This window comes from Rheinheimera gaetbuli, assembly GCF_054781935.1.
In genome coordinates, this window is the sequence record NZ_BAAGTL010000025.1 from 164,010 (window position 1) to 188,538 (window position 24,529).

Annotated in this window: 21 protein-coding genes; 10 read left to right on the forward strand and 11 right to left on the reverse strand. The window is 48.5% G+C overall.

Annotated features, from left to right (window positions below):
- Nucleotides 1-23 precede the first annotated feature (23 nt).
- Both ACYVIC_RS15890 and ACYVIC_RS15895 read right to left on the reverse strand, forming a co-directional pair.
- On the reverse strand, nucleotides 24-2,339 hold the full coding sequence (locus ACYVIC_RS15890) for an acyl-CoA dehydrogenase (protein ID WP_460861540.1): 2,316 nt from the start codon (nucleotides 2,337-2,339) through the stop codon (nucleotides 24-26).
- 1 nt (nucleotide 2,340) lies between these two features.
- The gene (locus ACYVIC_RS15895; protein WP_460861541.1) at nucleotides 2,341-3,027 is read right to left on the reverse strand and encodes a TetR/AcrR family transcriptional regulator; all 687 of its coding nucleotides are present in this window, start codon (nucleotides 3,025-3,027) and stop codon (nucleotides 2,341-2,343) included.
- 478 nt (nucleotides 3,028-3,505) lie between these two features.
- Here ACYVIC_RS15895 and ACYVIC_RS15900 point away from each other — a divergent pair, with 478 nt between their 5' ends.
- Together ACYVIC_RS15900 and ACYVIC_RS15905 are read left to right on the forward strand one after the other, a co-directional pair.
- Nucleotides 3,506-6,109 carry a TonB-dependent receptor gene (locus ACYVIC_RS15900; RefSeq protein ID WP_460861543.1) on the forward strand — a complete coding sequence of 868 codons (2,604 nt, stop codon included), beginning with the start codon at nucleotides 3,506-3,508 and terminating at the stop codon, nucleotides 6,107-6,109.
- 115 nt (nucleotides 6,110-6,224) lie between these two features.
- Nucleotides 6,225-7,481 (forward strand): HD-GYP domain-containing protein, encoded by a 1,257-nt coding sequence (locus tag ACYVIC_RS15905; protein ID WP_460861545.1) that lies wholly within the window; start codon nucleotides 6,225-6,227, stop codon nucleotides 7,479-7,481.
- 49 nt (nucleotides 7,482-7,530) lie between these two features.
- Here ACYVIC_RS15905 and ACYVIC_RS15910 read toward each other — a convergent pair whose 3' ends face one another.
- A complete protein-coding gene (locus ACYVIC_RS15910) occupies nucleotides 7,531-9,750 on the reverse strand; it encodes a S9 family peptidase (protein WP_460861546.1) in 2,220 nt (739 codons plus the stop codon).
- 117 nt (nucleotides 9,751-9,867) lie between these two features.
- On the opposite strand from ACYVIC_RS15910, the gene upp reads away from it, so the two are divergent.
- The 3 genes from upp (at nucleotide 9,868) to ACYVIC_RS15925 (ending at nucleotide 12,623) form a co-directional block, all read left to right on the forward strand.
- A complete protein-coding gene (upp, locus tag ACYVIC_RS15915; protein ID WP_460861548.1) occupies nucleotides 9,868-10,494 on the forward strand; it encodes a uracil phosphoribosyltransferase in 627 nt (208 codons plus the stop codon).
- 69 nt (nucleotides 10,495-10,563) lie between these two features.
- Nucleotides 10,564-11,454: an alpha/beta fold hydrolase gene (locus ACYVIC_RS15920; RefSeq protein ID WP_460861550.1), complete on the forward strand. Its 891-nt coding sequence runs from the start codon at nucleotides 10,564-10,566 to the stop codon at nucleotides 11,452-11,454.
- 59 nt (nucleotides 11,455-11,513) lie between these two features.
- The gene (locus tag ACYVIC_RS15925) at nucleotides 11,514-12,623 is read left to right on the forward strand and encodes an META domain-containing protein (protein WP_460861552.1); all 1,110 of its coding nucleotides are present in this window, start codon (nucleotides 11,514-11,516) and stop codon (nucleotides 12,621-12,623) included.
- A gap of 62 nt (nucleotides 12,624-12,685) precedes the next feature.
- Here ACYVIC_RS15925 and rplT read toward each other — a convergent pair whose 3' ends face one another.
- The 7 genes from rplT to ACYVIC_RS15960 all read right to left on the reverse strand — a co-directional run bounded on the left by rplT (nucleotide 12,686) and on the right by ACYVIC_RS15960 (nucleotide 19,306).
- On the reverse strand, nucleotides 12,686-13,045 hold the full coding sequence (gene rplT / locus ACYVIC_RS15930) for a 50S ribosomal protein L20 (RefSeq protein ID WP_068235207.1): 360 nt from the start codon (nucleotides 13,043-13,045) through the stop codon (nucleotides 12,686-12,688).
- A 17-nt stretch (nucleotides 13,046-13,062) separates the two neighbouring features.
- Nucleotides 13,063-13,260, reverse strand: coding sequence for a 50S ribosomal protein L35 (rpmI, locus tag ACYVIC_RS15935; RefSeq protein WP_027672243.1), 198 nt, complete (start codon nucleotides 13,258-13,260; stop codon nucleotides 13,063-13,065).
- An 88-nt stretch (nucleotides 13,261-13,348) separates the two neighbouring features.
- Nucleotides 13,349-13,891 (reverse strand): translation initiation factor IF-3, encoded by a 543-nt coding sequence (gene infC / locus ACYVIC_RS15940; protein ID WP_460861682.1) that lies wholly within the window; start codon nucleotides 13,889-13,891, stop codon nucleotides 13,349-13,351.
- Between the two features lie 41 nt (nucleotides 13,892-13,932).
- Nucleotides 13,933-15,843, reverse strand: coding sequence for a threonine--tRNA ligase (gene thrS / locus ACYVIC_RS15945; RefSeq protein ID WP_460861554.1), 1,911 nt, complete (start codon nucleotides 15,841-15,843; stop codon nucleotides 13,933-13,935).
- Nucleotides 15,844-16,043: 200 nt separating this feature from the next.
- Complete coding sequence (locus tag ACYVIC_RS15950) at nucleotides 16,044-17,288, reverse strand: EAL and HDOD domain-containing protein (protein WP_460861555.1); 1,245 nt, start codon at nucleotides 17,286-17,288, stop codon at nucleotides 16,044-16,046.
- 18 nt (nucleotides 17,289-17,306) lie between these two features.
- The gene (locus ACYVIC_RS15955) at nucleotides 17,307-17,816 is read right to left on the reverse strand and encodes a DUF6436 domain-containing protein (RefSeq protein ID WP_460861557.1); all 510 of its coding nucleotides are present in this window, start codon (nucleotides 17,814-17,816) and stop codon (nucleotides 17,307-17,309) included.
- Complete coding sequence (locus ACYVIC_RS15960; RefSeq protein WP_460861560.1) at nucleotides 17,813-19,306, reverse strand: methyl-accepting chemotaxis protein; 1,494 nt, start codon at nucleotides 19,304-19,306, stop codon at nucleotides 17,813-17,815. The genes ACYVIC_RS15955 and ACYVIC_RS15960 overlap by 4 nt, the downstream gene beginning before the upstream one ends.
- A gap of 140 nt (nucleotides 19,307-19,446) precedes the next feature.
- Between ACYVIC_RS15960 and ACYVIC_RS15965 the strand changes: the two genes are divergently transcribed.
- The 3 genes from ACYVIC_RS15965 to ACYVIC_RS15975 are packed head-to-tail and all read left to right on the forward strand — an operon-like array spanning nucleotide 19,447 to nucleotide 21,351.
- Entirely contained in the window at nucleotides 19,447-20,307 is an 861-nt protein-coding gene (locus ACYVIC_RS15965) for a fructosamine kinase family protein (protein WP_460861561.1), read from the forward strand.
- Nucleotides 20,308-20,362: 55 nt separating this feature from the next.
- Nucleotides 20,363-21,127, forward strand: a complete 765-nt coding sequence (locus ACYVIC_RS15970; protein ID WP_460861563.1) for a pteridine reductase — start codon at nucleotides 20,363-20,365, stop codon at nucleotides 21,125-21,127.
- Between the two features lie 23 nt (nucleotides 21,128-21,150).
- On the forward strand, nucleotides 21,151-21,351 hold the full coding sequence (locus ACYVIC_RS15975; protein ID WP_460861564.1) for a CPXCG motif-containing cysteine-rich protein: 201 nt from the start codon (nucleotides 21,151-21,153) through the stop codon (nucleotides 21,349-21,351).
- A gap of 5 nt (nucleotides 21,352-21,356) precedes the next feature.
- Here the strand turns inward: ACYVIC_RS15975 and ACYVIC_RS15980 are convergent, their stop codons facing one another.
- Nucleotides 21,357-21,980, reverse strand: a complete 624-nt coding sequence (locus ACYVIC_RS15980) for a riboflavin synthase subunit alpha (RefSeq protein ID WP_460861565.1) — start codon at nucleotides 21,978-21,980, stop codon at nucleotides 21,357-21,359.
- Nucleotides 21,981-22,040: 60 nt separating this feature from the next.
- Here ACYVIC_RS15980 and ACYVIC_RS15985 point away from each other — a divergent pair, with 60 nt between their 5' ends.
- Together ACYVIC_RS15985 and ACYVIC_RS15990 are read left to right on the forward strand one after the other, a co-directional pair.
- A complete protein-coding gene (locus ACYVIC_RS15985) occupies nucleotides 22,041-23,399 on the forward strand; it encodes an MATE family efflux transporter (protein ID WP_460861567.1) in 1,359 nt (452 codons plus the stop codon).
- A gap of 3 nt (nucleotides 23,400-23,402) precedes the next feature.
- The gene (locus ACYVIC_RS15990) at nucleotides 23,403-24,413 is read left to right on the forward strand and encodes a DUF3080 family protein (RefSeq protein WP_460861569.1); all 1,011 of its coding nucleotides are present in this window, start codon (nucleotides 23,403-23,405) and stop codon (nucleotides 24,411-24,413) included.
- Nucleotides 24,414-24,529: the final 116 nt, after the last annotated feature.

Consider the following 24,529-nt stretch of genomic DNA (forward strand, 5'->3'; position numbering starts at 1 on the left):
CGTTTTTCAGTGTAGCAAGTTGTTTAAGCGGCGTCAGCAGGCTTTACTGCCATCGCTTCCAACGTGCCCGCAGCGAAACTGTCAACGCTGATGGCACTAAAACGCAAGGTATTCATCTTTATGAGTTGTTCTGCTTCAGTATCAGTAATCACCGCAGCACTCTTTGCAAGCTCAATAGTTTGCAGCAACGGCAGCTTGCGCGCTAACTTGCCTTCGCGCTGCGCCTGATAAATCTTTTTCATCAGAGGCTGCGCTTCATGCATAGCAACAAAGGCTCTTTCCATTAAACCGGTAGCATCGTTTTCATCGGCGCCGACATAACACAAGTGCGTTAGACGATCGCGAACTACGCCCGGTTTTGACAGCGCTTCACATATTTGAATTGCCACATCGTCATTGGGTAGCTTGTAACCAATACCAAACGGGAACACCAGTGTTTTTAACACCCGAGCCACAACACGATTTGGGAAGTTAGCAAAGAAACCATCAAAGGCCCGGCCAATTTCAAACAGCGCCCGCTGCAGGCTGTAATGTACAAAAGGCAAATCACACTGTTGGCGACCACTATCCTCGTAGAACTTAAGTACAGCAGAGGCAATGTATAGCTGGCTTAATACATCACCTAAACGAGCTGACAGCATTTCGCGGCGTTTTAATTCGCCACCTAAAATCAGCATTGATATATCTGCACTTAGCGCTAAAGCACGGCTCATTCGGCTAAGTTGCTTGTAGTACTTGGCCGTTTCACCTGACACCGGCGCGCTGTTAAATGCACCTGCGGTTAAGCCCTGCCACAGTGCGCCAAAGGTGTTACCGATAGCAAAACCAACGTGTTTTAGCAGTAAGTTATCAAACTGTTTTAAGCCTTGTTCTGCATCCGGATTGGCCGCGGCTTCCAGCTCAGCCAGTACATAGGGATGACAGCGGGTAGCGCCCTGACCAAAGATCATTAAGTTACGGGTTAAAATATTCGCGCCCTCTACCGTAATAGAGATGGGAATACCCATATAACCATGCGCCAGATAGTTTTTCGGACCAACCTGAATTGCGCGGCCGGCATGAATATCAAAAGCATCGTTCATCAGTGTGCGCGACATCTCTGTCATGTGATACTTGGCAATAGCTGTCACAACGCTTGGGCTTAATTTCATATCGATAGCGCCTGCAGTCATTACCCGCATGGCTTCAAGGCTGTAGGTTAAGCCGCCGATCCGCGCCAGTGACTCTTGCACACCTTCGAACTTACCAATAGACATACCAAACTGCTGCCGTACATAACCATAAGCCCCCGTCATACGAGCCGCTAAGTGGCCGGTAGCAGTAGCCAGTGCTGGCAAGCTTATGCCACGACCCGCTGACAAACACTCAACCAGCATACGCCAGCCACGGCCGGCATAATCGGGGCCGCCAATAATCCACTCCAACGGGATAAACACGTCTTTACCGTAGGTAGTGCCGTTCATAAAGGCCATATTCATCGGGAAATGCCGGTCGCCAATTTGTACGCCTTTATGGCTGGTTGGTATAAGTGCACAGGTAATACCCAGCTCTTGCTTCTCACCCAACAAATTGTCTGGATCGTACAATTTAAACGCCAGACCAAGCACAGTGGCTACCGGTGCCAGCGTAATATAGCGTTTATCCCAGTTCAGACGAATGCCCAGTACTTCTTTGCCATCATGCATGCCTTTACACACAACGCCCGTATCCGGAATACCACCTGCATCAGAGCCTGCTTCTGGCCCGGTCAGAGCAAAACACGGTACTTCCGTACCATTGGCTAAATTGGGCAGCCAAAAATCTTTCTGCTGCTGGGTGCCATAGTGCATTAGCAACTCACCCGGACCTAAAGAGTTAGGCACCATGATAGTAACGGCTGCCGTTAAACTGCGGCTGGCAATACGCGAGACGATAGTAGAGTTGGCAATAGCAGAAAACTCGCGGCCACCATAGGCTTTAGGAATAATCATGGCAAAGAAACCTTCGCGCTTTACGAAATCCCATACTGCCTTGGGTAAGTCTCGCTGCTCTTGTACTATCTTGTAGTCGTCCAGCATTTTCAACAAGGTTTCTACCTGGTTGTCCATAAATGCCTGCTCTTCAGCATTCAGCTCTGCTTTAGGGAAACTGTGTAGTTTTTGCCAGTCTGGCTTGCCTTTAAACAGCTCACCATCCCACCACACGTCCCCCGCTTCCATAGCCTCACGCTCCGTGTCAGACAGTGGTGGTAAAATCTTCTTAAATATCGCAAAAACAGGCTTAGTAATTAAATTTCGGCGGATATCAGCAACACCAAGGATCAGCGCCAACACAACGACCAGAATTAACAGAGCTAACATATTACCTTCCTTCACCGGCCACTAAAGGCGCGGTTTGACTAAATTGAGCTATTGTGGGTACAGGTGCAGCGATAGCTGCAGATAAATACGGCAGCAATCGCAAGATCACGCCTTCAATATCGACATTTTCGTTAAAGTCGGCTTCGGCAATCTCTGCCAGCGCCTCGTTAGAGGCCATGGTAAACACCACGGTACCCAGCGAGAAATGCAGCCGCCAGAACAACTCACTAGGCGGCAATGTTGGACACGCCTGCTGCACCAGCAGCACAAGCTTGTCCAGCACAGCGCCATAGTGATGGTTAAAAAACCAGCGCAAGTGGCCCTGAACATCGGTATAACCACGACCAAGAAGCTGTAAAAACATTCGGGTGCCGTTCTGATGTACGTTGTTTAGCTCTAATAAGGGCTTCACAAATACCGACAACACCTGGTTGATACTGTTTGGCTGCTGCGCCGCCAATAAACGGATAAATTCCTGATCCAGCCTTGGCATTAGCACCAACAAATAACGTTGTAATACCGCCTGGATCAGTTCTTTTTTTGAGCCAAAATGGTAGTTCACTGATGCCAGATTTACTTCGGCCAGACTGGTGATCTGCCGTAGCGACGTATCGTTGAAGCCGGTTTCAGCAAACAGACTTTGCGCCGCATCAAGGATTTTATGTTGGGTACTTTGCTTACTTGCCATAATTACTTGTATAAACCATGCACTTTTAAACACCTGTTTGAAATGTACGTTTGAATCAGGAAACTGTCAAGCCGCAAATGCACAACTGGTCCAACCTTCATTGGTAGCTAATCGGCAATTGGGTATATTTTCGGCATTTGTTAAAAAACACTTGACAGAAAACCGCAGATGCCTGAGTTTAATATCAAAGAAAAATCTGCTTTATCACCACAGGAGACGTAACGATGCAAAAATGTGCAGTTAATCATTACGGCTATTACGTCTCGCCTTACTACTTGTCCGAGTGGTTCAATAATTAGTTCTCCCTCTGCGTCAGGCAGAGGTCTATTCCGATAATATTACCGGGTACTTATGGTGTTGCCGTCGCAGCAATGCCTGCAGATGCAGTTTATATTATCCCGTCTTTGCTTTGACGCATTTTACTGCTTTTTAATCAGATCGCCTTCTAAGGCGGCGTTTACTATCCAGAGGAATGTGTATGTACTTTAGAGCAAAAATGAAGCTATCTACCCTGAGTGTGGCCATGTTGGCAGCAATGACTGGTTATACCGCGCAAGCTGCCGAAGCAGCCGCTGCCGAACAGGAAAAAATTGAAAAAATCCAGGTTACCGGTTCACGGTTAAAAGGCGTGGACATGGAAGGTGCCAACCCGGTGCAAATATTTGACCGGAACGACTTAATCTCTCGTGGTTACAATACGCTAAGTGATTTTCTGCGTGATTTGCCACAAGCATCCAGTGCCGGAACCTTTACCGAAAACGGCGGTGTTGGCGGCGCCGATGGCAGCCCGGCTGGCTCTGCCGGTGTTAGTTTACGGGGCCTCGGTAGCAGCTCTACCCTGGTTTTGGTTAACGGCCGCCGTGTAGCAGTAGATTCTTTTAGCAATGGTTTCGACTCCTTTGTTAACGTTAATACCATACCGATGTCTGCACTTGAGCGCGTTGAAGTGCTCACCGACGGCGCCTCATCAGTCTATGGTTCGGATGCTATTGCCGGCGTAATCAACTTTATTTTGCGCAAAGATGTTGAAGGCCACGAAATTTCGGCTTCCTACGGCGATGACACAGCCAGCAGCAACTTTGGCAGAACTAATTTAACCTATGTCGGCGGCTTTAATACCGCCAACAGCAATACCACCGTGGTGATTGATTACTTTGACCGCGAAGCCCTGTTTAATAGCGACAGGCCAATCACGGTGACGCTTAATTCCAGCACCCGCGTCAGCATTGACGGCAGCGACTACGCCGAGCCCTGGTGTGACGGCAACACCAGTAATGGCGGCACACGCTGTCGTTATGACTACGTTACACAACGTGCCATTCAGCCCGATACCACGGCCATCGGTGCCACGCTGCATCACACTTATCGTTTAACCGGTGGTAATGAGTTTTTTGCTGAGGCCATGTTTCAACAAAACAGTGGTTCGGCTTACGACTCTGCAGCAGCCTTTGACGTCAGAGTCGCCGGTGATTCACCTTTAGTGCCGCAGTGGGCCCGGGATATTAATGCCGCAGACGGTGCCATAAATCAGATCCGTGTACGCTCACGCTTCCCGGAAACACGGGTTCAGGATTACGATACCACCAGCTACCGCTTGCTGGCAGGGTTACGCGGCGACTTAGCTGACTGGTCATGGGAAACCGCCGCCACCTACGGTAAAACAGAAAACGAAATTACCCATGTGCAGGGTTACATGGGCATTGATAAAGTAAATGCCGCTATAAGTAACGGCAGCTTTAATCCGTTTAATCTGGGCCAGGACAACAATGCAGCAGCATTGGCAGCCGTGCGTGAACTGGCACCACGCATCGGTGAGTCAGAAGTGTTTTCTGTTGACGCTAATATCGCCGGTGATTTAGCCCTGCAATTACCCGCCGGTAACATCAGCGCGGTGTTTGGTGCAGAATATCGTAGTGAAGATATTTTCGACCGCCCATCTGCTATTGCGAAGAACGGTGGCGTGTTTGCGCTTGGTGCCAGTGATGCAGCGGCCGACCGCACGCAATATGCAGCCTATGCCGAATTTAACCTGCCAATCACAGACAGCCTCGACCTTATTGCCGCCTTGCGTTACGACCACTACAGCGATTTTGGTGGCGATGTTAACCCTAAATTGTCGCTGCGCTACCGGGCAACCGACGATCTGATCTTACGAGCATCCTGGAGCACAGGTTTTCGCGCGCCCTCTCTTTCGCAGTTAGGCGCCGGAGAGTCATTGGGCAGTGCATACATTAACTGTGGTGCCAGCCAACCGTTTGATGCCTTGTGCGGCGATTTTGGTGCCACAGCCAGCGAATTAGAGCTGGACCAGGAAACCCTTGGCAACCGCGACCTGAACGCAGAAAACTCTGAGGCGGTAAACCTGGGGTTCTCCTGGAACCTGACAGAAAACCTGCAGGTTACCGCAGACTACTGGCGCTATGAGCACAGCGACATTGTCGATGTTGATGCCAACACCACGCTAAAAGCCTGTATCGCCGGCACGGCGCCAGTGACTAACAGCGTTGCCGGCTTAAATGGTGACTTTGGTTGTGTACTGGATGCTGGCAATGATTTAGTGTTTTTAAGAACAGGCTTCTTTAACGTAGGTAGCCAGGAAACCGACGGTATAGATGTTAAGCTGGATTACCGTATTACCACCGATAATCTGGGTACTATTTCATTGTTTGCCGCCGGTACAAAAACCTTTAATTACCAGCGTCAGATAACACCGGACAGTGCAAAAGAAGATCTACTGGGTAAACTCAGCGGTGCCAATGAAATTGCCCGACCAGATTTTGTTGCAGACTTTGGTGCCGACTGGAACCTGGAAAACTGGAGCGCCAGCCTGTCAGGGCACTATATCAGCGAACTTGGCGATGGCGACTTTAAATTTGGTGGCAATGAAACAGTTGATGCCTGGCTTATTTTCAGCGGCAGTGTCGGCTATGACATCAGTGATACTCAATCGTTGCTGCTGTCAGTGCGTAACCTGACTGATAAAAAACCACCCTATGCATCATCACCGACCAATGGCTACGCCAGCTCAGTGCATGACTGGATTGGCCGTTTATGGACAGTGCGCTACACCATCCGCTTCTAATCGTGTCGTTTCAGTGCTAAGGCCAGAGTTTTCTGGCCTTTTTTGTTCTGTATCACTGGCATTGTCGGGTAACAAGCTTACACTAGTTAAAGTTATTAAGTTTGGAGCGTTATGGTTGTCCGTATTAAAAATTAAGCCTGAAGAATTAAAGCTGGGTTATGCCGTAAAACTACCCGGCAGCTGGATGAAACACCCGTTTTTATCCGGAAATATGATTATTGAAACCAGCCAACAACTGCAGATTATCCGCTCATTGAATTTAGACTATGTGCTTTTTTACCCGGAAAAAAGTAAGAAAGTTGAGCAACCAGCAGAGCTATCAGACGAGGATCAGGCCAGTTTTAATATGGCCGCCAGCGAAGCACAAATAAAACTGCAACACGAAAAAATGCAACGCATTGAGCAAGCCAAAGCCAACCGGCGTGACATTCAAAAAACCGAAAAAGCCTATGCACAATCACTGATCCAGGTAAAAGCCCTGATGGCAAAAGTCAACGGCCGGCCGCTCAATGCTATCGAAGAAGCCAGCAGCCTGATCGGTGCCATGGCTGATGTACTTTTAGGTGCCGACTCGCTGATACTGCATCTTATATCATCGTCGAATAAAGAGCAGGAAGGCCTGTATTATCATGCGTTGAACGTTGCCACGTTATCCATGATGCTGGCAAAAAATCTTAAATTTAGCGCAGCAGATATTAAAACCGTTGGCATGGGTGCATTGTTTCATGACATTGGCAAAATAAAAATTCCGAGCCAGATATTGCGTAAAACCACACCGCTCAGTGGTCCGGAAGAAAACCTGTTGAAAATGCACACTAAATACGGTGTTGAACTGGTAAGCTTAACCGACACCTTTCCTGCAGAAGCCTGGCCTATTGTCGAGCAGCACCATGAGTTGATTGATGGCACCGGTTACCCCAAAGGGTTAAAAGAAGCCCAGTTAGACAAACTGGCCCGCCTTGTTTGTGTGGTCAATACCTTTGACAATTTGTGCCACCCGCTGGATATCAGCAAAGCACGGTCACCGCACCATGCTTTGTCATATATGTATCGCAGCATGAAAGGCAAACTGCCAGAGCTGGAAATGCGGGTAATGATTAAGATGATGGGTGTTTACCCGCCTGGCACTATAGTGCAGTTATCAGATCAGCGTGTAGGTATTGTGATGTCGGTTAACAGCGACAATCTGCTTTGCCCTAATGTGATGATTTACGACGCTGATGTGCCCAGATTGGAAGCTCCGGTACTTACTCTGGAGCCAGACAAAGTCAGTATAAGCAAAGTGCTTAAAATACAATCTTTACCACAGCAGGTAGCAGAATACCTCAACCCCAGAGCGCAAGTGAGTTATCATTTGCAGGGTAAATCCTGATCAGCTAATCAAAAATTAAGGCCGGCAACGTTGCCGGCCTTGCTATCGTTTATTTCAAATGGCGGTCAAAAAACTGCGTAATGCTTTTATGCAGATGGGTTTGCACCGGCTGGCCAAACATAGAATGTTTACTGCCAGGGTAATTCATCATATCAAACATTAAGCCTTTGTCCTGCAGTTGTTTATACAGTTTGGTACTGTGAGTAAACAACACATTGTCATCGGCCATACCATGATAAATCAGCAAATCCCCTTTTAGGCCATCTGCGTACGGAAACACGGCACTGTCGGTATAACCTTGCGCATTTTGTTCAGGATGGCCTAAATAGCGTTCTGTATAATGGGTGTCGTATAATGCCCAGTCAGTTACCGGCGCACCTGATACCCCAGCGGCAAAATAGTCGCCGGCTTTAAACATCGCCATTATTGCCATATAGCCGCCATAACTGTGGCCGTAAATTGCCACCTTGCTTGCATCCACATAAGGCAGGCTACGCAGGTATTCAACACCACGGATTTGGTCTTTAAGTTCTACCTCACCTAGTTTTAGGTAAATCGGGTCTTCAAAGGCTTTACCACGGTTATAAGAGCCACGGTTATCTAACTGGAATACCAGATAGCCTTGCTGTACCAGATAATGCAGGTATAGATCGCGTGGGCTCCAGCTGTTAGTTACGCGCTGGGCATGCGGACCACCGTATACACTGACAATAACCGGATATTTTTTATCCGCTGCCAGGTTTTTCGGTGCAAACAGCCGGTAATGCATCGTCTGCCCATCTTCAGCCTGCAAAGTACCAAAACGCGGCGCATTAAGCGCACTGTGATAAGGTGTTAACGGATGGCTGTTATCAAGTGTATTTTGCTCAAGCCAGGTTAGCACCTTACCATCGAGGCCACGCAGTGCCACCTTAGCCGGTGTGCTGACATTAGAAAAACTGTCAATAAAGCTACTGCCATCTTTAGCCATCACTAAGGCGTGGTCAAAGCCGGCTTCGGTTAAGCGGCTAATGTTGCCATCTTTAAGGCTAACCTGATACAGATGACGTTCCAGCGGCGTGTCTTTGCGGCCGGTAAAATACACCATGCCACGTTTTTCGTTTACTGCATCCAGCTCATCCACCACCCAGTTACCACTGGTGAGCTGGCGTAAAAGTTTGCCGCTAAAGTCAAAGTAGTACAGATGTTTATAGCCGCTGCGCTCAGAGGCCCATATAAAGCCCTGTTCGTTAGCTAAAAAATGTAAGTCGTCATGCAGATTGAGCCAGGTATTGCTGGTTTCGCTAAGTAACACTGTTTGCTGGTTATTGCTTAAATCAACCAGACGCAATTCCAGTTGCTGCTGGTTGCGGCTTTGCCACTGATAACTTAAATAGCGTGGATTTTTGGTCCACTCAACCCGCGGTATATAGATATCTTCATCATCGCCATGTGAAATCCAGTTTACGCTACCGTCTTGCAGTGTTACTACACCCAGCTGAATTTTGGCATTGGCCGTGCCGGTATAAGGATAACGCTGGTTAAACAGCTTGATCTCGTCGGCATAAATTTCGTTGCGCACCACCTCTGCTACACCACTTTCGTCGGTGCGGGTAAACGCGATTTTGCTGTCATCCGGCGCCCACCAATAGCCAGTCATGCGGCCCATTTCTTCCTGAGCAACAAACTCAGCCATGCCGTTTTTAATCTCGCCGCCACCGTCAAACGTTAACTGGGTTTCTTTACCACTGGCAATCTCCAGCACAAACAGGTTTTGCTGACGAATAAAGCCAACATAACGCCCGGTGGGCGAAATAGTGGCGTCAGTTTCAAATTCGCTGGTGTCAGTCAGTTTTTTCGCACTTTTGCTGTTTAATTGGTAGTAATACAAATCACCATTTAACGGAAACAACAAGGCGTCACTGTTTTTTGACCAGCTGTAGCTGATAATACCAGAGGCAAATAAACGCATACGCTCACGACGGGCTTTCTCTTCATCCGATAAAGTTTCCGCACCACTGATTAAACTATCGGCATCAACCAACAGACTGTGTTTGCCTTCTTTAATATGGTATTGCCATAAATCCAGTCTGTTGGCGTCGGCATCTTTGCCTTTAAGGTAGGTAACTCTGCTACCATCCGGCGCCATACTTAAAGAACGCGGTGTAGCACCACTCAATGCCGGATCGGCAAACAAGCGTTCCAGCTCGAGTTGCTTCGCGTTTGCCATACTGGCACCTCCAAGTAATAAACTGAGTATCAATACAAAACGTGGTAATTTAACTTGCATTGTTGTCCCTGCGACGTTGCTTTAATTATGCCTGCCGTTTGTATAATGCTTCGGTGCAAACTGCAAGAAAAAGCCGCTTGCGTTATGCTTAGCTGCGATAAACAGAGGATTAAACAGATGACATTGACAGAAGTTAAGCACCCATTGGTAAAACATAAAATTGGCTTGCTGCGCGCAGCCGATATTAGCACCAAACAATTTCGCCAACTGGCAGCTGAATTGGGTAGCCTGTTAACCTACGAAGCCACCAAAGATCTGGCGACAGAGCCGGTTACGATAGACAGTTGGAGTGGCCCGGTTAGCATAGAACAAATTCAGGGCAAAAAGGTCACCATAGTGCCGATACTGCGTGCCGGTTTGGGTATGTTAGACGGCGTGCTGGAACTGTTACCCAGCGCCCGTATCAGTGTGGTAGGCATTTACCGCGATGAACAGACTTTACAACCGGTGCCCTATTTTCAAAAACTGGCCTCTGATCTCGGACAACGTCTGGCTATTGTAGTAGACCCTATGCTAGCGACCGGCGGTTCACTTATTGCCACAGTAGATCTGCTAAAACAACATGGCGCCAGGCACATTAAAGCGCTGGTGTTGGTTGCCGCTCCCGAGGGTATAGCCGCGTTGCGCCAAGCCCATCCCGATGTTGAGCTGTATACCGCTGCTGTCGACCGCTGCCTGAACGAGCACGGCTATATCCTGCCTGGCCTGGGTGATGCAGGCGACAAACTGTTTGGCACCAAATAACACTGCCCGCTTGTCTGCGACGGCAAAGCGTGGCACTTTAACGCCGTTTTGCCACTAAAGGAGAGTGCCTTGCAGTTAGTTCCGTGGTCTTATCATACGCCCGCCGGTTTTACCCTGCGTGGCTACCGCAGTGAAGCAACGGGTAAGCCGGTATTGCATATGCTGCACGGCAACGGTTTTTGCAGCCGTATTTACCAGCCAATGCTTCAGCTGCTGGCAGAGGATTTCGATTTGTTTTTGTCCGATGCGCAAGGCCATGGCGACAGCGACCATGGTGGCCCTTTTGTCGGCTGGAATAAAAGTGCCGAGCTGGCCGCTGCAGCCTGGCTGGCACACAAAGCGTTATACCCTGGTGCTGCTGTATATGGTGTCGGCCACAGCTTTGGTGGCGTATTAACCGCCCTGATCCATACTACTGCACCTAGTCCATTTAACAGTGCTATCTTGCTCGACCCGGTGCTGTTTACGCCAACCATGCTCACTCTGATGAGCACCCTCAATGGCGTTCGGCTATATCATAAAAACCCACTGGCCAAAGCTGCACTGCGCCGGCGCCAACACTGGCCAGACAGGGATTCTGCCACCAGCTATCTTACCAACAGGGGTATGTTCGCCAACTGGCATCCCGATGCACTGGCAGCCTATATTGACCATGCGTTAAAACCGAGTGAGCATGGCTTAAGTTTAAAATGCCAGCCACAGCGTGAAGCGGATATTTTTGCTTCATACCCGGATAAACTCTGGCGGCAACTAGCCCGTCCTTGCCCGCCGGTGCATGTGGTTTATGGCGATAAGAGCTACGACTTTATTTATAAAGCGTTATGCAAATGGCAAAAACGAAATACTGCTGTCAGTATCGAACCATTCAGCGGTGGTCATTGCTTTATGCAAGAGACGCCTGATCACGCCGCAGCAGTGGTTGTACAAGCGATTAAATGTGTTGTTGCCAACGATAAATAGCAGTTAATGCTGTTGCCGAAATCCGATATAATAGCGAAAACCTTTACCAGGGAATCCAGATGAAAAAGCGCTTGCTCATTAGTACAGCCCTGCTCCTATCAGCCTGTAGTCAGTTGCCGTCAGACCGCAAAACCGCTGAAACCCAGCTAATACAGCCGGTACAAACCAAAATTTCAGCACCACCGGAAGAAATAGTGGTAGAAAATTCTGCTGTGGCACAGGCTGTAGCCACCGATTTCGAACATATCTTTATCGACAGCGATATGAGCTTTATTGGCACCCTGCCCTGCGCAGAGTGTCCGGGAATTACTTACCATATTAATTTATATCGTGATGGACGCTTTGAAGCGCGGCAGGAATATCTGGAACGCAGCAAAGTGAGTATTGTAAAAGGTGTTTGGTTACTGGAGAAACGCAACCTGCATCTGGTAAACCAGCAACAAACGCTGCCAGCGTTTCACTTTCTGTCAAATAATCAGCTGACTATGCTGGATCTAAGCGGCAAACCTATCACCAGCAATCTGAACTATCAGTTGCGGCGCGAAACCGAATTTAAAAAGTTGGATACCCGTCAAGCTATGCTGGGGTTGTATCAGCTGAAGGATAACCTGGCTACCTTCACCAGTTGCCGCAGCGGTGATACATTAAATGTCGCCAATACGCAGTTTCATTTACCGGTAATGCGACAGTATCAACAAGATGAGCGATACAAAGGCAAGGCTGTGATCGCCACCCTGCAAGGACGACGCGGTCAGGATGATCAACAGCAAACCTTATTCATTGATAAATTTGAACAGTTTTGGCCAGGCGCCGTGTGCCCGGACCAAAATACCCCGGGCAGAATGCAGGGCATTGTCTGGCGCGCTGAAAAACTCACTGATCGTTATATCCCACAGCAACTTAATGTTCGGGTAATATTCGATCAAAATGAACGCCTGTACGGCTTTGCCGGCTGTAACAACTTTAACGGCAACTATAAACAGCGCTCTAACCAACTGAGTGTACAACCCCTTATCAGCACCCGTAAATTCTGTGCTGAAAGCAGCGAACTGGAACAGCAATTTACTCAATCACTGCAAGGAGCAGATCGGGCTGAAGTAAATGGCGAAAAACTGCAACTGTTTAAAAATAATCAGTTAATTCTGCAATTCACGCCCGCAGTTAACTAAGCCACAGTTTGTCTCAGCATAAAAAAAGCCACCGCAAGGTGGCTTTTTCATAGCAAGGTAAATTACGCTGCTAAGGCTTGTTTCGCTTTGCTCACTAAAGCAGTAAAGGCTGCTTTATCGAATACTGCGATGTCAGCTAAAATCTTACGGTCGATTTCAACAGAGGCTTTTTTCAGGCCATCAATGAAACGGCTATAAGATAAACCATTCATACGTGACGCCGCGTTAATACGCGCGATCCACAGTTGACGGAACTGACGCTTACGTTGACGACGGTCACGGTAAGCATATTGGCCGGCTTTAATAACGGCTTGGAAAGCAACACGATAAACACGACTGCGGGCACCGTAGTAACCTTTAGCCTGGTTTAATACCTTCTTATGGCGCGCGCGCGCCGTTACACCACGTTTAACTCTTGGCATGTCAGACTCCTAATTAATTATGCGTACGGCATGCAACGGACTAAGCCGGCGATGTCTACTTTAGCGACTAAGGTTTTTGGACCTAACTGACGCTTACGCTTAGAGGTCTTCTTCGTCAAAATGTGGCGAAGGTGTGATTGCTTACGTTTAAAGCTACCAGAAGCGGTTTTTTTGAAACGCTTCGCAGCACCTTTATTGGTTTTCATCTTTGGCATAGTTAAAAACTCGCATTGTTAAGTTACAACGAATAATAAGGCGTCAGCCCCGCCCTTTGCAGTGCGGGGTTACACTTAAAAGCACTTATTACTTCTTATTTGGGGCCAGCATCATGATCATCTGGCGACCTTCCACCCGTGAGGGGAAAGATTCGCACAAAGCAATGTCTGATAAATCTTCTTTAATCCGATTTAACATCTCAATGCCGATCTCAGTATGCGCCATTTCACGACCACGATAGCGCAGCGTTACTTTAGCTTTGTCACCCTCTTCAATGAAGCGACGCAGGTTGCGTAGTTTTACCTGGTAATCGCCTTCATCAGTTCCAGGCCGGAATTTTATTTCCTTAATCTGGATCTGTTTTTGCTTCTTCTTCTGCTCTTTAAGAGCTTTACTCTTTTCGAACAGGAACTTACCGTAGTCCATCAACTTACATACTGGCGGTTCGGCTGTCGGGCTAATCTCTACTAAATCTGCGCCGCCTTCTTCAGCCAAACGAATGGCTTCAGCAATACTTACTACACCCAGTTGCTCACCTTCAATACCAATTAACCGTACCTCTGGCAGGTTAATTTCTTCATTGATCCTGTTAGGACGGTTTGCAGGTAATGTCTTCTTTCCTACTTTAATAGTATGTTCCTCCGAAAATTATTCTTATCGCTTAACTGGGTTTACACCCGGGTCTTAATTTCTGTAGTCAGCTTTTCTACAAAAGCTTCCACAGACATCTTACCCAAGTCTTCACCCTTGCGCGTTCTCAGTGCAATATCACCGGCTTCCATTTCTTTATCACCAACGACAACAAGGTAAGGAATGCGCTTAAGCGTGTGCTCGCGAATTTTAAAGCCTATCTTCTCATTTCTCAAGTCACTTATGACCCTAATACCGTGAGATTTGAAAGTTTTTACTAAATTTTGCACATATTCGGCCTGATTATCGGTAATGTTCATTACCACAACCTGAGTCGGCGCCAACCAGGCAGGAAATAAACCGGCATACTCTTCAATTAAAATACCGATAAAACGCTCAATTGAACCCAAAATGGCACGGTGGATCATTACCGGCGTTTGCTTTTCGCCACTTTCTGCGACAAAAGTGGCACCTAAACGGCCTGGTAAAGCAAAGTCTAACTGCACAGTACCGCACTGCCAGGCACGGCCTAAACAGTCATGCAGAGTAAATTCAATTTTCGGGCCGTAAAACGCGCCCTCGCCCGGCTGCAAATCATAGGCGATGTCATTGGCTTTTAGCGCTTCGGTTAAGCCCTGCTCAGCGCGGTCCCACATTTCGTCGGTGCCGATACGCTGTGCCGGCCGGGTAGACAGTTTTACTGCGACGTTTTTAAAGCCAAAAGTGCTGTAGGTATCAAATACCATCTGGATACATTTGGTCACCTCGGCCTGCACCTGGTCTTCCGTGCAAAAGATATGCGCATCGTCCTGGGTAAAGCCACGCACGCGCATTAAACCGTGTAAGCCGCCTGATGGCTCGTTACGGTGGCAACAACCAAACTCAGCCATCCGTAGTGGTAAATCGCGGTAAGACTTTAAGCCCTGATTGAATATCTGCACATGGCCCGGGCAGTTCATCGGCTTAATGGCATATTCGCGGTGCTCAGACTGGGTAGTAAACATATTGTCGGCGTACTTTTCCCAGTGGCCGGATTTTTCCCACAGCACGCGATCCATCATTAACGGACCTTTTACTTCGTCGTAGTCGTACTCACCCAGTTTTTCGCGCACAAAGCTTTCCAGCTCACGGAAGATGGTCCAGCCGTCGTTATGCCAAAACACCATACCCGGTGCTTCTTCCTGCCAGTGAAATAACCCCAACGCTTTACCTATTTTACGGTGATCGCGCTTTTCGGCTTCTTCTAACTGCAACAAATAGGCTGCCAGCTGCTTTTTATCAGCCCAGGCGGTGCCGTAGACGCGCTGCAACATTTTGTTTTTTGCGTCGCCGCGCCAGTAAGCGCCGGCCACTTTCATAATTTTAAAGTGCTGGCAAAAGCGCATATTTGGCACATGCGGGCCACGACACATATCAATATATTCTTCATGGTGATACAAACCGGGCTGGTCATCACGGCTGACGTTTTGCTCAAGGATTTCCAGCTTGTAGCTTTCGCCACGGGCTTTAAAGGTATCAACCGCTTCTTGCCAGCTAACTTTCTTCTTGATCACGTCGTATTCGGTTTTTGCCAGTTCGAACATACGCTGCTCAAGCTTGGCTAAATCGTCGCTGCTGATTGGCTGGTCTAAATCTACGTCGTAGTAAAAGCCGTTATCAATTACCGGACCTATGGCCATTCTAACATTCGGCCACAGCTGCTTAATGGCATGGCCTAATAAGTGCGCACAAGAGTGGCGGATAATGTCCAGGCCGTCCTGATCTTTGCTGGTAATAATGCTTAAGGTTGAGTCTGTCGTGATAGGGTCACAGGCATCGACTAACTGGCCATTCACCTTGCCGGCGATGGTGGCTTTGGCTAAGCCCGGGCCGATGTCTTTGGCGACATCCATAACGGAAACGGCATGATCAAAAGCGCGCTGGCTGCCATCAGGCAGAGTAATAACTGGCATGATAAATCCTTATACAGTGGTGGCCCATACCAAGGGTCACATGTTTTTTGTTCAAAGGGTTAGCATCTTGCTGCAACGCCATCAGTTAATGACTTACACGAAAAGTCATAAGATGGTGCTAGCAGTAAGGCGAATAAATCGGCGGCTATAGTAACAGGTGTTGTTAATGGCTAAAAGCCATAATTGCGGGCGAAGCAAGCCTAACTACCGGCAAACAGCCGAAACTTTTGCTGTACCTCATACTGCTGTTGGTTGTACAAACTAAAATACTGTTGGGCTATGTCATCAGTTAACATTTTCATTGAATAGGTTTGCTCGATGGATTGCACTATAACAACGGCTTTGGCGGCGTCGCCTTGCCCCTGACAAATTGCCTCTTTAATCTCTGGTGCAATGTTTAGCCCGGCGACAAACTCAGCAGGAGCCACACCGAACAACACATCAACGCCGGAAATTAGCGCCGTTAAAAAGCACTGAAGTTGCCTGTTAATATCTAAATGCCAGTGTTCAGCCAGCCGCAGCGCAGTGTAAGCCCGGGTAAGAATTAAACTGGCTGCTGCCGGGCTGCAATTGTTCAGTACAGCAAACATAAGCACCCATTTTTTAACCACATCAAGCCCCAACCGAACGATAAGATCTTTTACCGAGCTGACTTCACGGGTTTTTCTGTACAGTGGGCTGTTCGCTATACGCAGCATACCAATGACCAGGGTAGGCTCATCGTTTAATTGCCGGGATAATTTTGCAATATCAGGTTCAGGCTGAAACAGGTTGTCAATCAGCTCTGCCAGTTTTAGCGTTGCCACTGGAAGTTTTTTACCTGTAACTAATTCAGGCCGGGCTAAAAAGAACCCCTGGAACTGGGTAAAGCCTAAAGCTTTGCATTGCTGCAGCTGCTCTGGCGTTTCGACCCGCTCTGCCAACCAAATTAACGGAAACCGGCGCAAGCGCAACATTTGTTCGCGTATCGTGTCAAAGGAGCATTGTAAAATATCCACTTTGATAATGTCGGCCAGTGCAATCAATGGATCCCACTCGGGGGTAAACTCGAAATCATCCAACGCAAAACGAAAACCACGCTGCTTTAATGCCGCAACGCAGGCGATAAGCTCTGCACTTGGCGCAATGCGTTCAACCAACTCAACAACTACTTTATCAGCCTCGAGCGGCAAAAAACTGCTGGACATCAGGAAATCAGAGCAAACATTAATAAAAACCGGTGCATTGTACTGGGCTATCTGGGCAGAAATGCCACTGCATAAATTATAAATCAGCTCAGTTGTCGCCAGATTTTCACCCAGCTCCAGCGCCGTCACACCAGTGTCGCTGCGATACAACAGCTCAACTGCTATACGGTTATTGTCGGTATCAAAAATAGGCTGAGCCGCAAACAAACTCTGCACATTTTGCATATCTATATTAGCGCTGGAGCCTGGCGTTGGCATGATTCGTCTCCCGGGTAACTACAACGGACAGCGGCAGGCGCTGGTTTCAGCATTCAACCAGAGCCCGGGCAATATTACCTGCTGCTTGAGTATAGGTGTTATAAGACTATCGTCCACTGCACACAAAGGCCCGGATGCGTAAGGCCCGGCATAAAGCAGTTTACCTTGAAAAAATATCAGCACCGCAGGCGTTGCTGGCAGCGTAAAGCCGGCAGATGCGGTATCTGCCGGGCTAAAAAAATGCTGCTCTACATCCTCGGGTATCTGTAATGTGTTCAGTTGCCGGATATGCGCCTTAGCGCGGGCGTTGCACACACAGCCGTCGGCGAACACATGCAGTATCTGAAAGCCAGAAGCCGCTGTTAGTCCAAAAGCGGCAGCCTCAATCGTAGTGCTATGCCACACCTTATCAGGTGCAAAAACACCGTAGTGGCGCTGGCCCAGATAAAACAGTAGCGCTGACATCAGGATAATCCACCCGCCAAACAGCAGCAGCGCCAGCTGCAAGCGGCGGTCCTTTCGGTTCAAACAACAAACTTCGTCGATTCTGCTGCCAGCACTGTAGTAATATCACCGACGCGGCGAGCACTTTGCACCACCCGCTCACCTTGAGCATTTTGCTCAGATGTCATGCTGCTAATATGCTGCGCGCCCTGAGCGACCTCTTCGCTGGCTGTACTTTGTTGTCGCAGAGCATCGGCCATGATATCTGCGGAACTGGCAACCTGCCGGGCATGTTGCAGTATTTGCTCCAGCATTATGCCACTTTGCTCCGCATGCTGACGGGTATCGGCTAGCTGTTCAACGCTGCGCTCAACTACGGTTACCGACTCATTGCTGTTCTGTACTAATTGACCAATCATGATTTTAATTTCATCAGTCGAGCCACGGGTGCGCGACGCCAGGGTGCGAACTTCATCAGCGACCACGGCAAAGCCACGCCCCTGCTCACCAGCACGGGCAGCTTCAATAGCAGCGTTAAGTGCCAACAAATTGGTTTGCTCAGCAATTGACTCAATAACATCCAATACTTTACGAATATCGGCCGTGGCCTTAGCCACATCGTTAACTTTATCGCCAGTCTGAGCCAACTGCTGCGCTAAAGCAGATACCGAGCCAATAGTCTGGCCAACCGACTGCTTACCGTCAGTAGCCGCTTGCTCAGCCAGCTTTGCGGCATCCAGTACCTGCATCGACAACTCAGTCACCTCGCGGATACTTAATGACATTTGCTCTGTGGCTGCAGCTATCCGGTCTACCTCAGCCAATTTTCTAATCATGCTATCAGATAAATCATGGCCATCTTGCAACAACTGTGTTGCGTCTTGTTTTAAGGTATCGCTGGCATTACCAATGGTGGTTATGGTGTGCTGCAACGAATTGAGTACCGAATTAAAACTATTAACGACCTGTGACTTAATATCATCACAACGATGCGTCAGCACAATTTTGCTGTCTTTTGTTAACAAGGCATCAGTGGCATCAAACAAGGCCTGGCCTACCTGTGCTTCTCGCAGACTCTGCCTGGATATAATGATAAGTACCGCCGACTCTACAACCACAAACAAGGCATGCAACATAATAATGCCAAATGACAGGCTCTCTTGCGGCACCAGATAAACGCCGATGCTTTGCATTTGTAAGTACATAAACAGTAAATGGTGAACAGCGATGGTCACAGCGGCGGCAATAATAACGATGTAATCACGAAACGCGATAAGTACTGCTAAAAGCACAAAAATCGCAAAGTGCATCTCCAGCATGCCGCCGGTTTCATGAATAAACAGTGCCGCGAAGAACATAAAACTTACACCGTAACTCACACGGGAGAGTATGTGATCACCAAGCATGTTGTACAGTAGCAGCGGTATAATTGCAGTGGGCAACCCAACCAGGATAGCCGCCAACCAGCTGTTATTCACCAGTGCCAGACCAAGCGCAACGATAAGCAGCAACATATTTACAGCCAACATAATCTGATAAGCAGACTTACGGAACTGTGCCGTGGGTATTGTCATAAAATTGCCTTGTAATATGGAGGATAAATCAACATCGTCATTAGCTTAGGCTAAACTACGTACTGTTAGTATGATCCCGATCAGTGAAATTTCCAGTTGATCAGCCATACTTTTAGTACGGGTACAACAGGAGTTAGCGCATGTGGCAGGCCATTGCTGAACATATCAACAGTGAGTTGGATAGCGGTTTTCAGATAGAAAACAAAGTGCAACTGGATGGCTGTAGTATTAATCTGGCATGGCATATCAGTGGCAAAGGCCAACACTACTTTGTTAAATTAAACCAGCGCGAGCAGTTAGAACAATTTGAAACCGAAGCACTTAGCCTGCAAACCTTGAAGCAAGCACATTGTATTCGGGTACCACAGGTTGTTTGTAGTGGTCAAACCGTGGATAAAGCCTTTTTAGTGCTGGAATATCTGCCACTGCAAGGCGAAAGTGTAACTGGCTGGCGCAATTTGGCCCAGCAATTGGCACTGCTACACAAACAGCATGATCAAGCAATGTATGGCTTCGATTGGGACACTATGCTGGGCAGTACTGTGCAGCCCAATAAATGGCAAAGTAACTGGAGTAGTTTTTTCTCAGAGCAACGCCTTGGCTGGCAGCTGCAGTTACTGATGGAACAAGGCTTTGGCTTTGGCAAAATCGATTATCTGGTCGAGCAATGTCGCCAGCGGCTGCAACATTATCAGCCGGCGCCCAGTTTGCTGCACGGTGACTTATGGCGTGGCAATGTCGGTTTTTGTGCTGACACGCCAGCAGTGTTTGACCCAGCCTGCTACTTTGGCGACCGCGAAGCTGATATTGCTTACACTACCTTGTTTGGCCGTTTTCCTGACGCCTTTTATCAAAGCTACAACGAGCTCTATCCGCTACAACAGTCTTTTAATGAACGTAAAGATCTTTATAATCTTTACCATGTGCTTAACCACGCCAATCTATTTCGCGGCGCTTATCTGCTGCAGGCACAAGACATGATTAAACACTTATTTTACTGATCGCTTTGCAGTCATTACCGATATAACCGCTGCCTGCAACTAACTGAGATTCTCTATGCTTAACACTTCTGCGCTGCCCGTCGCACTAATCACCGGCAGCGCCAAACGGCTTGGCCGGCAAACCGCAATAACACTGCACAGCGCTGGTTATAATGTCATTATTCACTGCAACCATTCACGCGATGACGCGGCAACACTGGCTCAGCTGCTAAATCAACAGCGCGCTAACAGTGCCGCTGTGCTGCACGCAGACTTACTTGACGAACAACTCTGGCCAACGCTGGCAGCAAATGCCGTAGCCTGCTTTGGCCGGTTGGATGTACTGGTGAATAATGCCTCCAGTTTTTTCCCTACGCCGGTTGCACAAGCCAGCACAGCTCAGTGGCAAGACCTGTTTGGCTCCAATGTTAAAGCGCCCTACTTTTTAAGCCAGGCCTTAGCACCGGAATTGGCGAAACAGCGGGGGGCCATTATTAATATGGTGGATATTCATGCCGAAAAGCCATTGGCAGAGCACAGCCTGTATTGCATGGCAAAGGCGGCACTTTTAATGATGACAAAATCGCTGGCGTTAGAATTAGCGCCTACAATAACAGTTAACGGCATAGCGCCGGGCGCAATTTTGTGGCCACCAGAGCAATCTGTGCAACTGAGCGAGCAAGACAAGGCCGCCATACTGCGGCAAATACCGCTTAACACTCTGGGCTCACCACAAGATATTGCCAACACGGTGCTATTTTTAGTGCGCTCGCCTTATATTACCGGCCAAATTCTGGCAGTAGACGGCGGACGAAGTTTAAGCAGCCCCAGCAAAGCCTGAATAATGCTGGCGCAGGAGCCAATATGAGCATTTTACAGCAAACCATCAGCTGTCCGTTTTGCGGCCACGCTACACACCTTAGCGTAGAAGTGACCGATGATGATCAGGATTACATAGAGGACTGCAGCAACTGCTGCAATCCTATACATGTGCGGGTACACAAAGACGAACAGCATCGTAGCATTCAACTATTTATTGATGCCGACGACGAGCAATACTATTAAACCGGTTACGGCGACGAAAATCGCTCAGCCATGATGCGCTCTACCGTTTGCACTATGGTTTGTGTTTGCTGGTCCAGCTCGATATTAATTATATCGCCAACCTGCTTTTGGCCAAGTGTGGTAATGGCCAGAGTTTCCGGAATTAAATACAGACTAAAGCCATCAACATAGGTTTCGCCTACCGTTAAACTGCAGCCCTCTACTGCAATAAAGCCTTTGCTTAAAATGTAACGCATATGCTCTGGTGCTAATGTCAGACGCATAGCGCAGTTATTAGCTGTTTTCTCCAGCGCCGTTAATGTCGCCGTAGTTTGAATATGACCAGACACTATATGGCCGCCCAGCTCGCTGCCAAAGCTTAACGAGCGCTCAAAATTAACCGCATCGCCAGGGCTTAAAGCGCCCAGATTGGTTTTGCTTAAGGTTTCAGCTATCACATCAAAACACACCCAACCGGCCGCAGAATCAAAATCAGTTACCGTTAAACACACACCATTAATGGCAATGCTGGCGCCACGGGCCAGATTTTGTAGATATTGCGCGCCAGGCTGCAAGGTTAGCTGACGAAAACCCGCTTCGTCGCGAATGGCAGTTAACTGCGCTTTGGTTTGAACTATTCCGGTAAACATAAGCCCCCATTTGTGCTACATTGCGCGCCATTACACGCTGCTGATACAACAGACCTGCCTATGTTACCTTTTTCCCGCTTCGAAGCCAGAACCATCCTGAAACTTTCCGGCCCCATCGTGCTGGCGCAGCTGACACAAACCCTAATGTATTTTGTCGATACGGTTATGGCTGGCCGTTATAGCGCAGTAGATATGGCGGCTATTGCTGTCGCCTCCGGTCTATGGTTTCCGGTAGTAATGACCATGCAGGGTTTATTGCTAGCGTTAACGCCCATAGTGGCGCAGTACTACGGCAGTAAACAGGTCAAACCGGTCACCCACTTCACAACGCAGGCGATGTATTTAGCTATGGCACTGGCAGCAATGCTGTTTGTACTGATGCTGTATGTGCATGTACCGATAGACTTGCTTAAAATGGATGAAACCCTGCGGCAAAAATCGCTGGATTATCTGTATTATGTCAGCTTCGGCTTATTTCCCGCCGCCGGCTACATGGTGCTGCGCAGTATGTTTGAAGGCATTGGTAATACCAAGGCCAGTATGTGGATTAGCTTTGTGGGCATTCTGGTTAATATCCCGGCTAATTATATTTTTATCTACGGTAAGCTGGGTATGCCAGCCATGGGCGGGGCTGGTTGTGGTATTGCCACAGCCCTGGTCTTTCTGGCGATGTTTATTGCTATGTTAATCTATGGCTGGTTTAGCCGCAGTACCGCCCGCTACCGCACCCACCCAGACAGCTACCGGGTTCACTTTAAAGATATCTGGCAAATTATTTGTATCGGTACGCCCATTGCCTTTTCTATCTTCTTTGAAGTCACCTTATTTGCCTGTATACCGCTGGCCATAGTACACCTGGGGCCGATTATGGTAGCCGGCCATCAAATTGCGCAAAACTACAGTGGCATTGTGTTTATGCTGCCATTGAGTTTGGGTATGGCCACCACTATTCGGGTGGGGCATTTAGTTGGCCAGCAAAGCATACTGGAGCTGAAAAAAGCGGTATCTACCGCCATAGTACTGGCGGTGCTGATGTCTTTTGCAATTGCCAGTTTCACGTATCTGCTGCGCGGTAGCATTGCCACGCTGTATTCACCGGATCAAAGCGTTGTGGCGCTGGCGGCATCGCTGCTTATTCTGGCTTGTTTTTATCAGGTATCCGACGCCATTCAGGTGGTATCAGCCTGCGCGCTGCGCGGTATGAAAGTGACTAAACCGGTGTTCTTTATTACCTTTATCGCTTACTGGCCAATCGGTTTTGGCCTGGGCGCCGTATTAGGCTTAACTGACTGGCTGGTAGCACCGATGGGGGCACACGGTTTCTGGGTGGGCATTATCGCCGGCCTGAGTGTGGCAGCAATACTACTGGCTATTATCTTAAAACGTACACTGCATAGATTCGAACAAGAGGCAGCTTAGAACATGAAGCTATGGCTACTGCCGTTACTGGCCCTTAGCCTAATCGCCTGCTCCGGCAATAATGGCGATAAGGTGTTTAAAAACTACCAGCAGCGCCTGGCGCGGGTGTTGGCTACGGAGGCGATACAAACGCCAATGCCCGCCGCCGCCGCTCTGGCAGAGCCACGTGATGTAAAGCAGCCGCTGCCTGATTTACGGCTCGACCTGACAGACACCTTCGCCACCCGCCGCTGTGGCCTGGATACCTTAATTGGCGAGCGCAACTCAAGCCTTGGCCGGGTATACAGCGCCAGTAAACAATTAAGCTACGAGCTGCGCTTTTTAAGTCAGTTACAAAACTGTCTTAGCCAAAGCTGGGATAACACAGCGTTGCTGCAACAGCTGCAACAGGTGTATCAGCATAAGCAAGACAGCGTGCATGTTGCCTTTAACAATATGCTGCTAACTGACGACACCTTGCGCAAACAGCTGTTTGGTGTGCGTGAAAGCCTGCCACTTAGCGATACAGCTGGACAAAGCGAAACCTGGCAAGCTCTGACAGAACTCACGCAGCTACAACAATTTATCCGCGATCAAAACTGGCAGGCTGCTGGTGCGATTGACATAGAGCAGCAGTTACAACTGTTGTATCAGTACAACTTTATCGGCCGCTTACAACACAGCCTGCGGCTAAGCAGCCATCAGCTGGCACAGCTTAATTTAATGCTGGCCAGTGTTAAACCCGAGCAATTGTGTCAACCGCGGCCAGACAAACAACAGCTGGACATTCTGGCCAATATTTTTAATAAGTACTTTATTGCGCAGGTGCAGCAGTACACGGTTAACCTTGAACGCTACCACCAACAACTTTGGCCACTACTGGAAGCGCTTTACCGCGATACGCCACTACAGCCTGCACTGCAACAGCGCTTTGACGGCAATTATCAGCAAATGCGTACAGAACTGAGTAACCACGTAAAATGGTGGCAAAGCGTCAACAGTCAATGTCCGCTGCAGTTAACGTCTGGCAGCTGACATAAAGCGGCGAAAAATACAGCAAACTCGCACCATTACTATAAAAACACTTGCCAATACAGCAGTGGCACAATAACATAGCCGCCGTTGTTAGCCGTGCGCAGCACTAGCGATTA

Excerpts from the sequence above, each read along its gene's own strand:
- ACYVIC_RS15910 (WP_460861546.1), bottom strand. The coding sequence starts at position 9,750 with ATGCAAGTTAAATTACCACGTTTTGTATTGATACTCAGTTTATTACTT.
- rplT (WP_068235207.1), bottom strand. The coding sequence starts at position 13,045 with ATGCCAAGAGTTAAACGTGGTGTAACGGCGCGCGCGCGCCATAAGAAG.
- ACYVIC_RS15925 (WP_460861552.1), top strand. The coding sequence starts at position 11,514 with ATGAAAAAGCGCTTGCTCATTAGTACAGCCCTGCTCCTATCAGCCTGT.
- ACYVIC_RS15965 (WP_460861561.1), top strand. The coding sequence starts at position 19,447 with ATGTGGCAGGCCATTGCTGAACATATCAACAGTGAGTTGGATAGCGGT.
- ACYVIC_RS15985 (WP_460861567.1), top strand. The coding sequence starts at position 22,041 with ATGTTACCTTTTTCCCGCTTCGAAGCCAGAACCATCCTGAAACTTTCC.
- ACYVIC_RS15895 (WP_460861541.1), bottom strand. The coding sequence starts at position 3,027 with ATGGCAAGTAAGCAAAGTACCCAACATAAAATCCTTGATGCGGCGCAA.
- rpmI (WP_027672243.1), bottom strand. The coding sequence starts at position 13,260 with ATGCCAAAGATGAAAACCAATAAAGGTGCTGCGAAGCGTTTCAAAAAA.
- ACYVIC_RS15960 (WP_460861560.1), bottom strand. The coding sequence starts at position 19,306 with ATGACAATACCCACGGCACAGTTCCGTAAGTCTGCTTATCAGATTATG.
- ACYVIC_RS15975 (WP_460861564.1), top strand. The coding sequence starts at position 21,151 with ATGAGCATTTTACAGCAAACCATCAGCTGTCCGTTTTGCGGCCACGCT.
- ACYVIC_RS15950 (WP_460861555.1), bottom strand. The coding sequence starts at position 17,288 with ATGCCAACGCCAGGCTCCAGCGCTAATATAGATATGCAAAATGTGCAG.
- ACYVIC_RS15900 (WP_460861543.1), top strand. The coding sequence starts at position 3,506 with ATGTACTTTAGAGCAAAAATGAAGCTATCTACCCTGAGTGTGGCCATG.
- ACYVIC_RS15970 (WP_460861563.1), top strand. The coding sequence starts at position 20,363 with ATGCTTAACACTTCTGCGCTGCCCGTCGCACTAATCACCGGCAGCGCC.
- thrS (WP_460861554.1), bottom strand. The coding sequence starts at position 15,843 with ATGCCAGTTATTACTCTGCCTGATGGCAGCCAGCGCGCTTTTGATCAT.
- ACYVIC_RS15890 (WP_460861540.1), bottom strand. The coding sequence starts at position 2,339 with ATGTTAGCTCTGTTAATTCTGGTCGTTGTGTTGGCGCTGATCCTTGGT.
- upp (WP_460861548.1), top strand. The coding sequence starts at position 9,868 with ATGACATTGACAGAAGTTAAGCACCCATTGGTAAAACATAAAATTGGC.
- ACYVIC_RS15980 (WP_460861565.1), bottom strand. The coding sequence starts at position 21,980 with ATGTTTACCGGAATAGTTCAAACCAAAGCGCAGTTAACTGCCATTCGC.
- ACYVIC_RS15990 (WP_460861569.1), top strand. The coding sequence starts at position 23,403 with ATGAAGCTATGGCTACTGCCGTTACTGGCCCTTAGCCTAATCGCCTGC.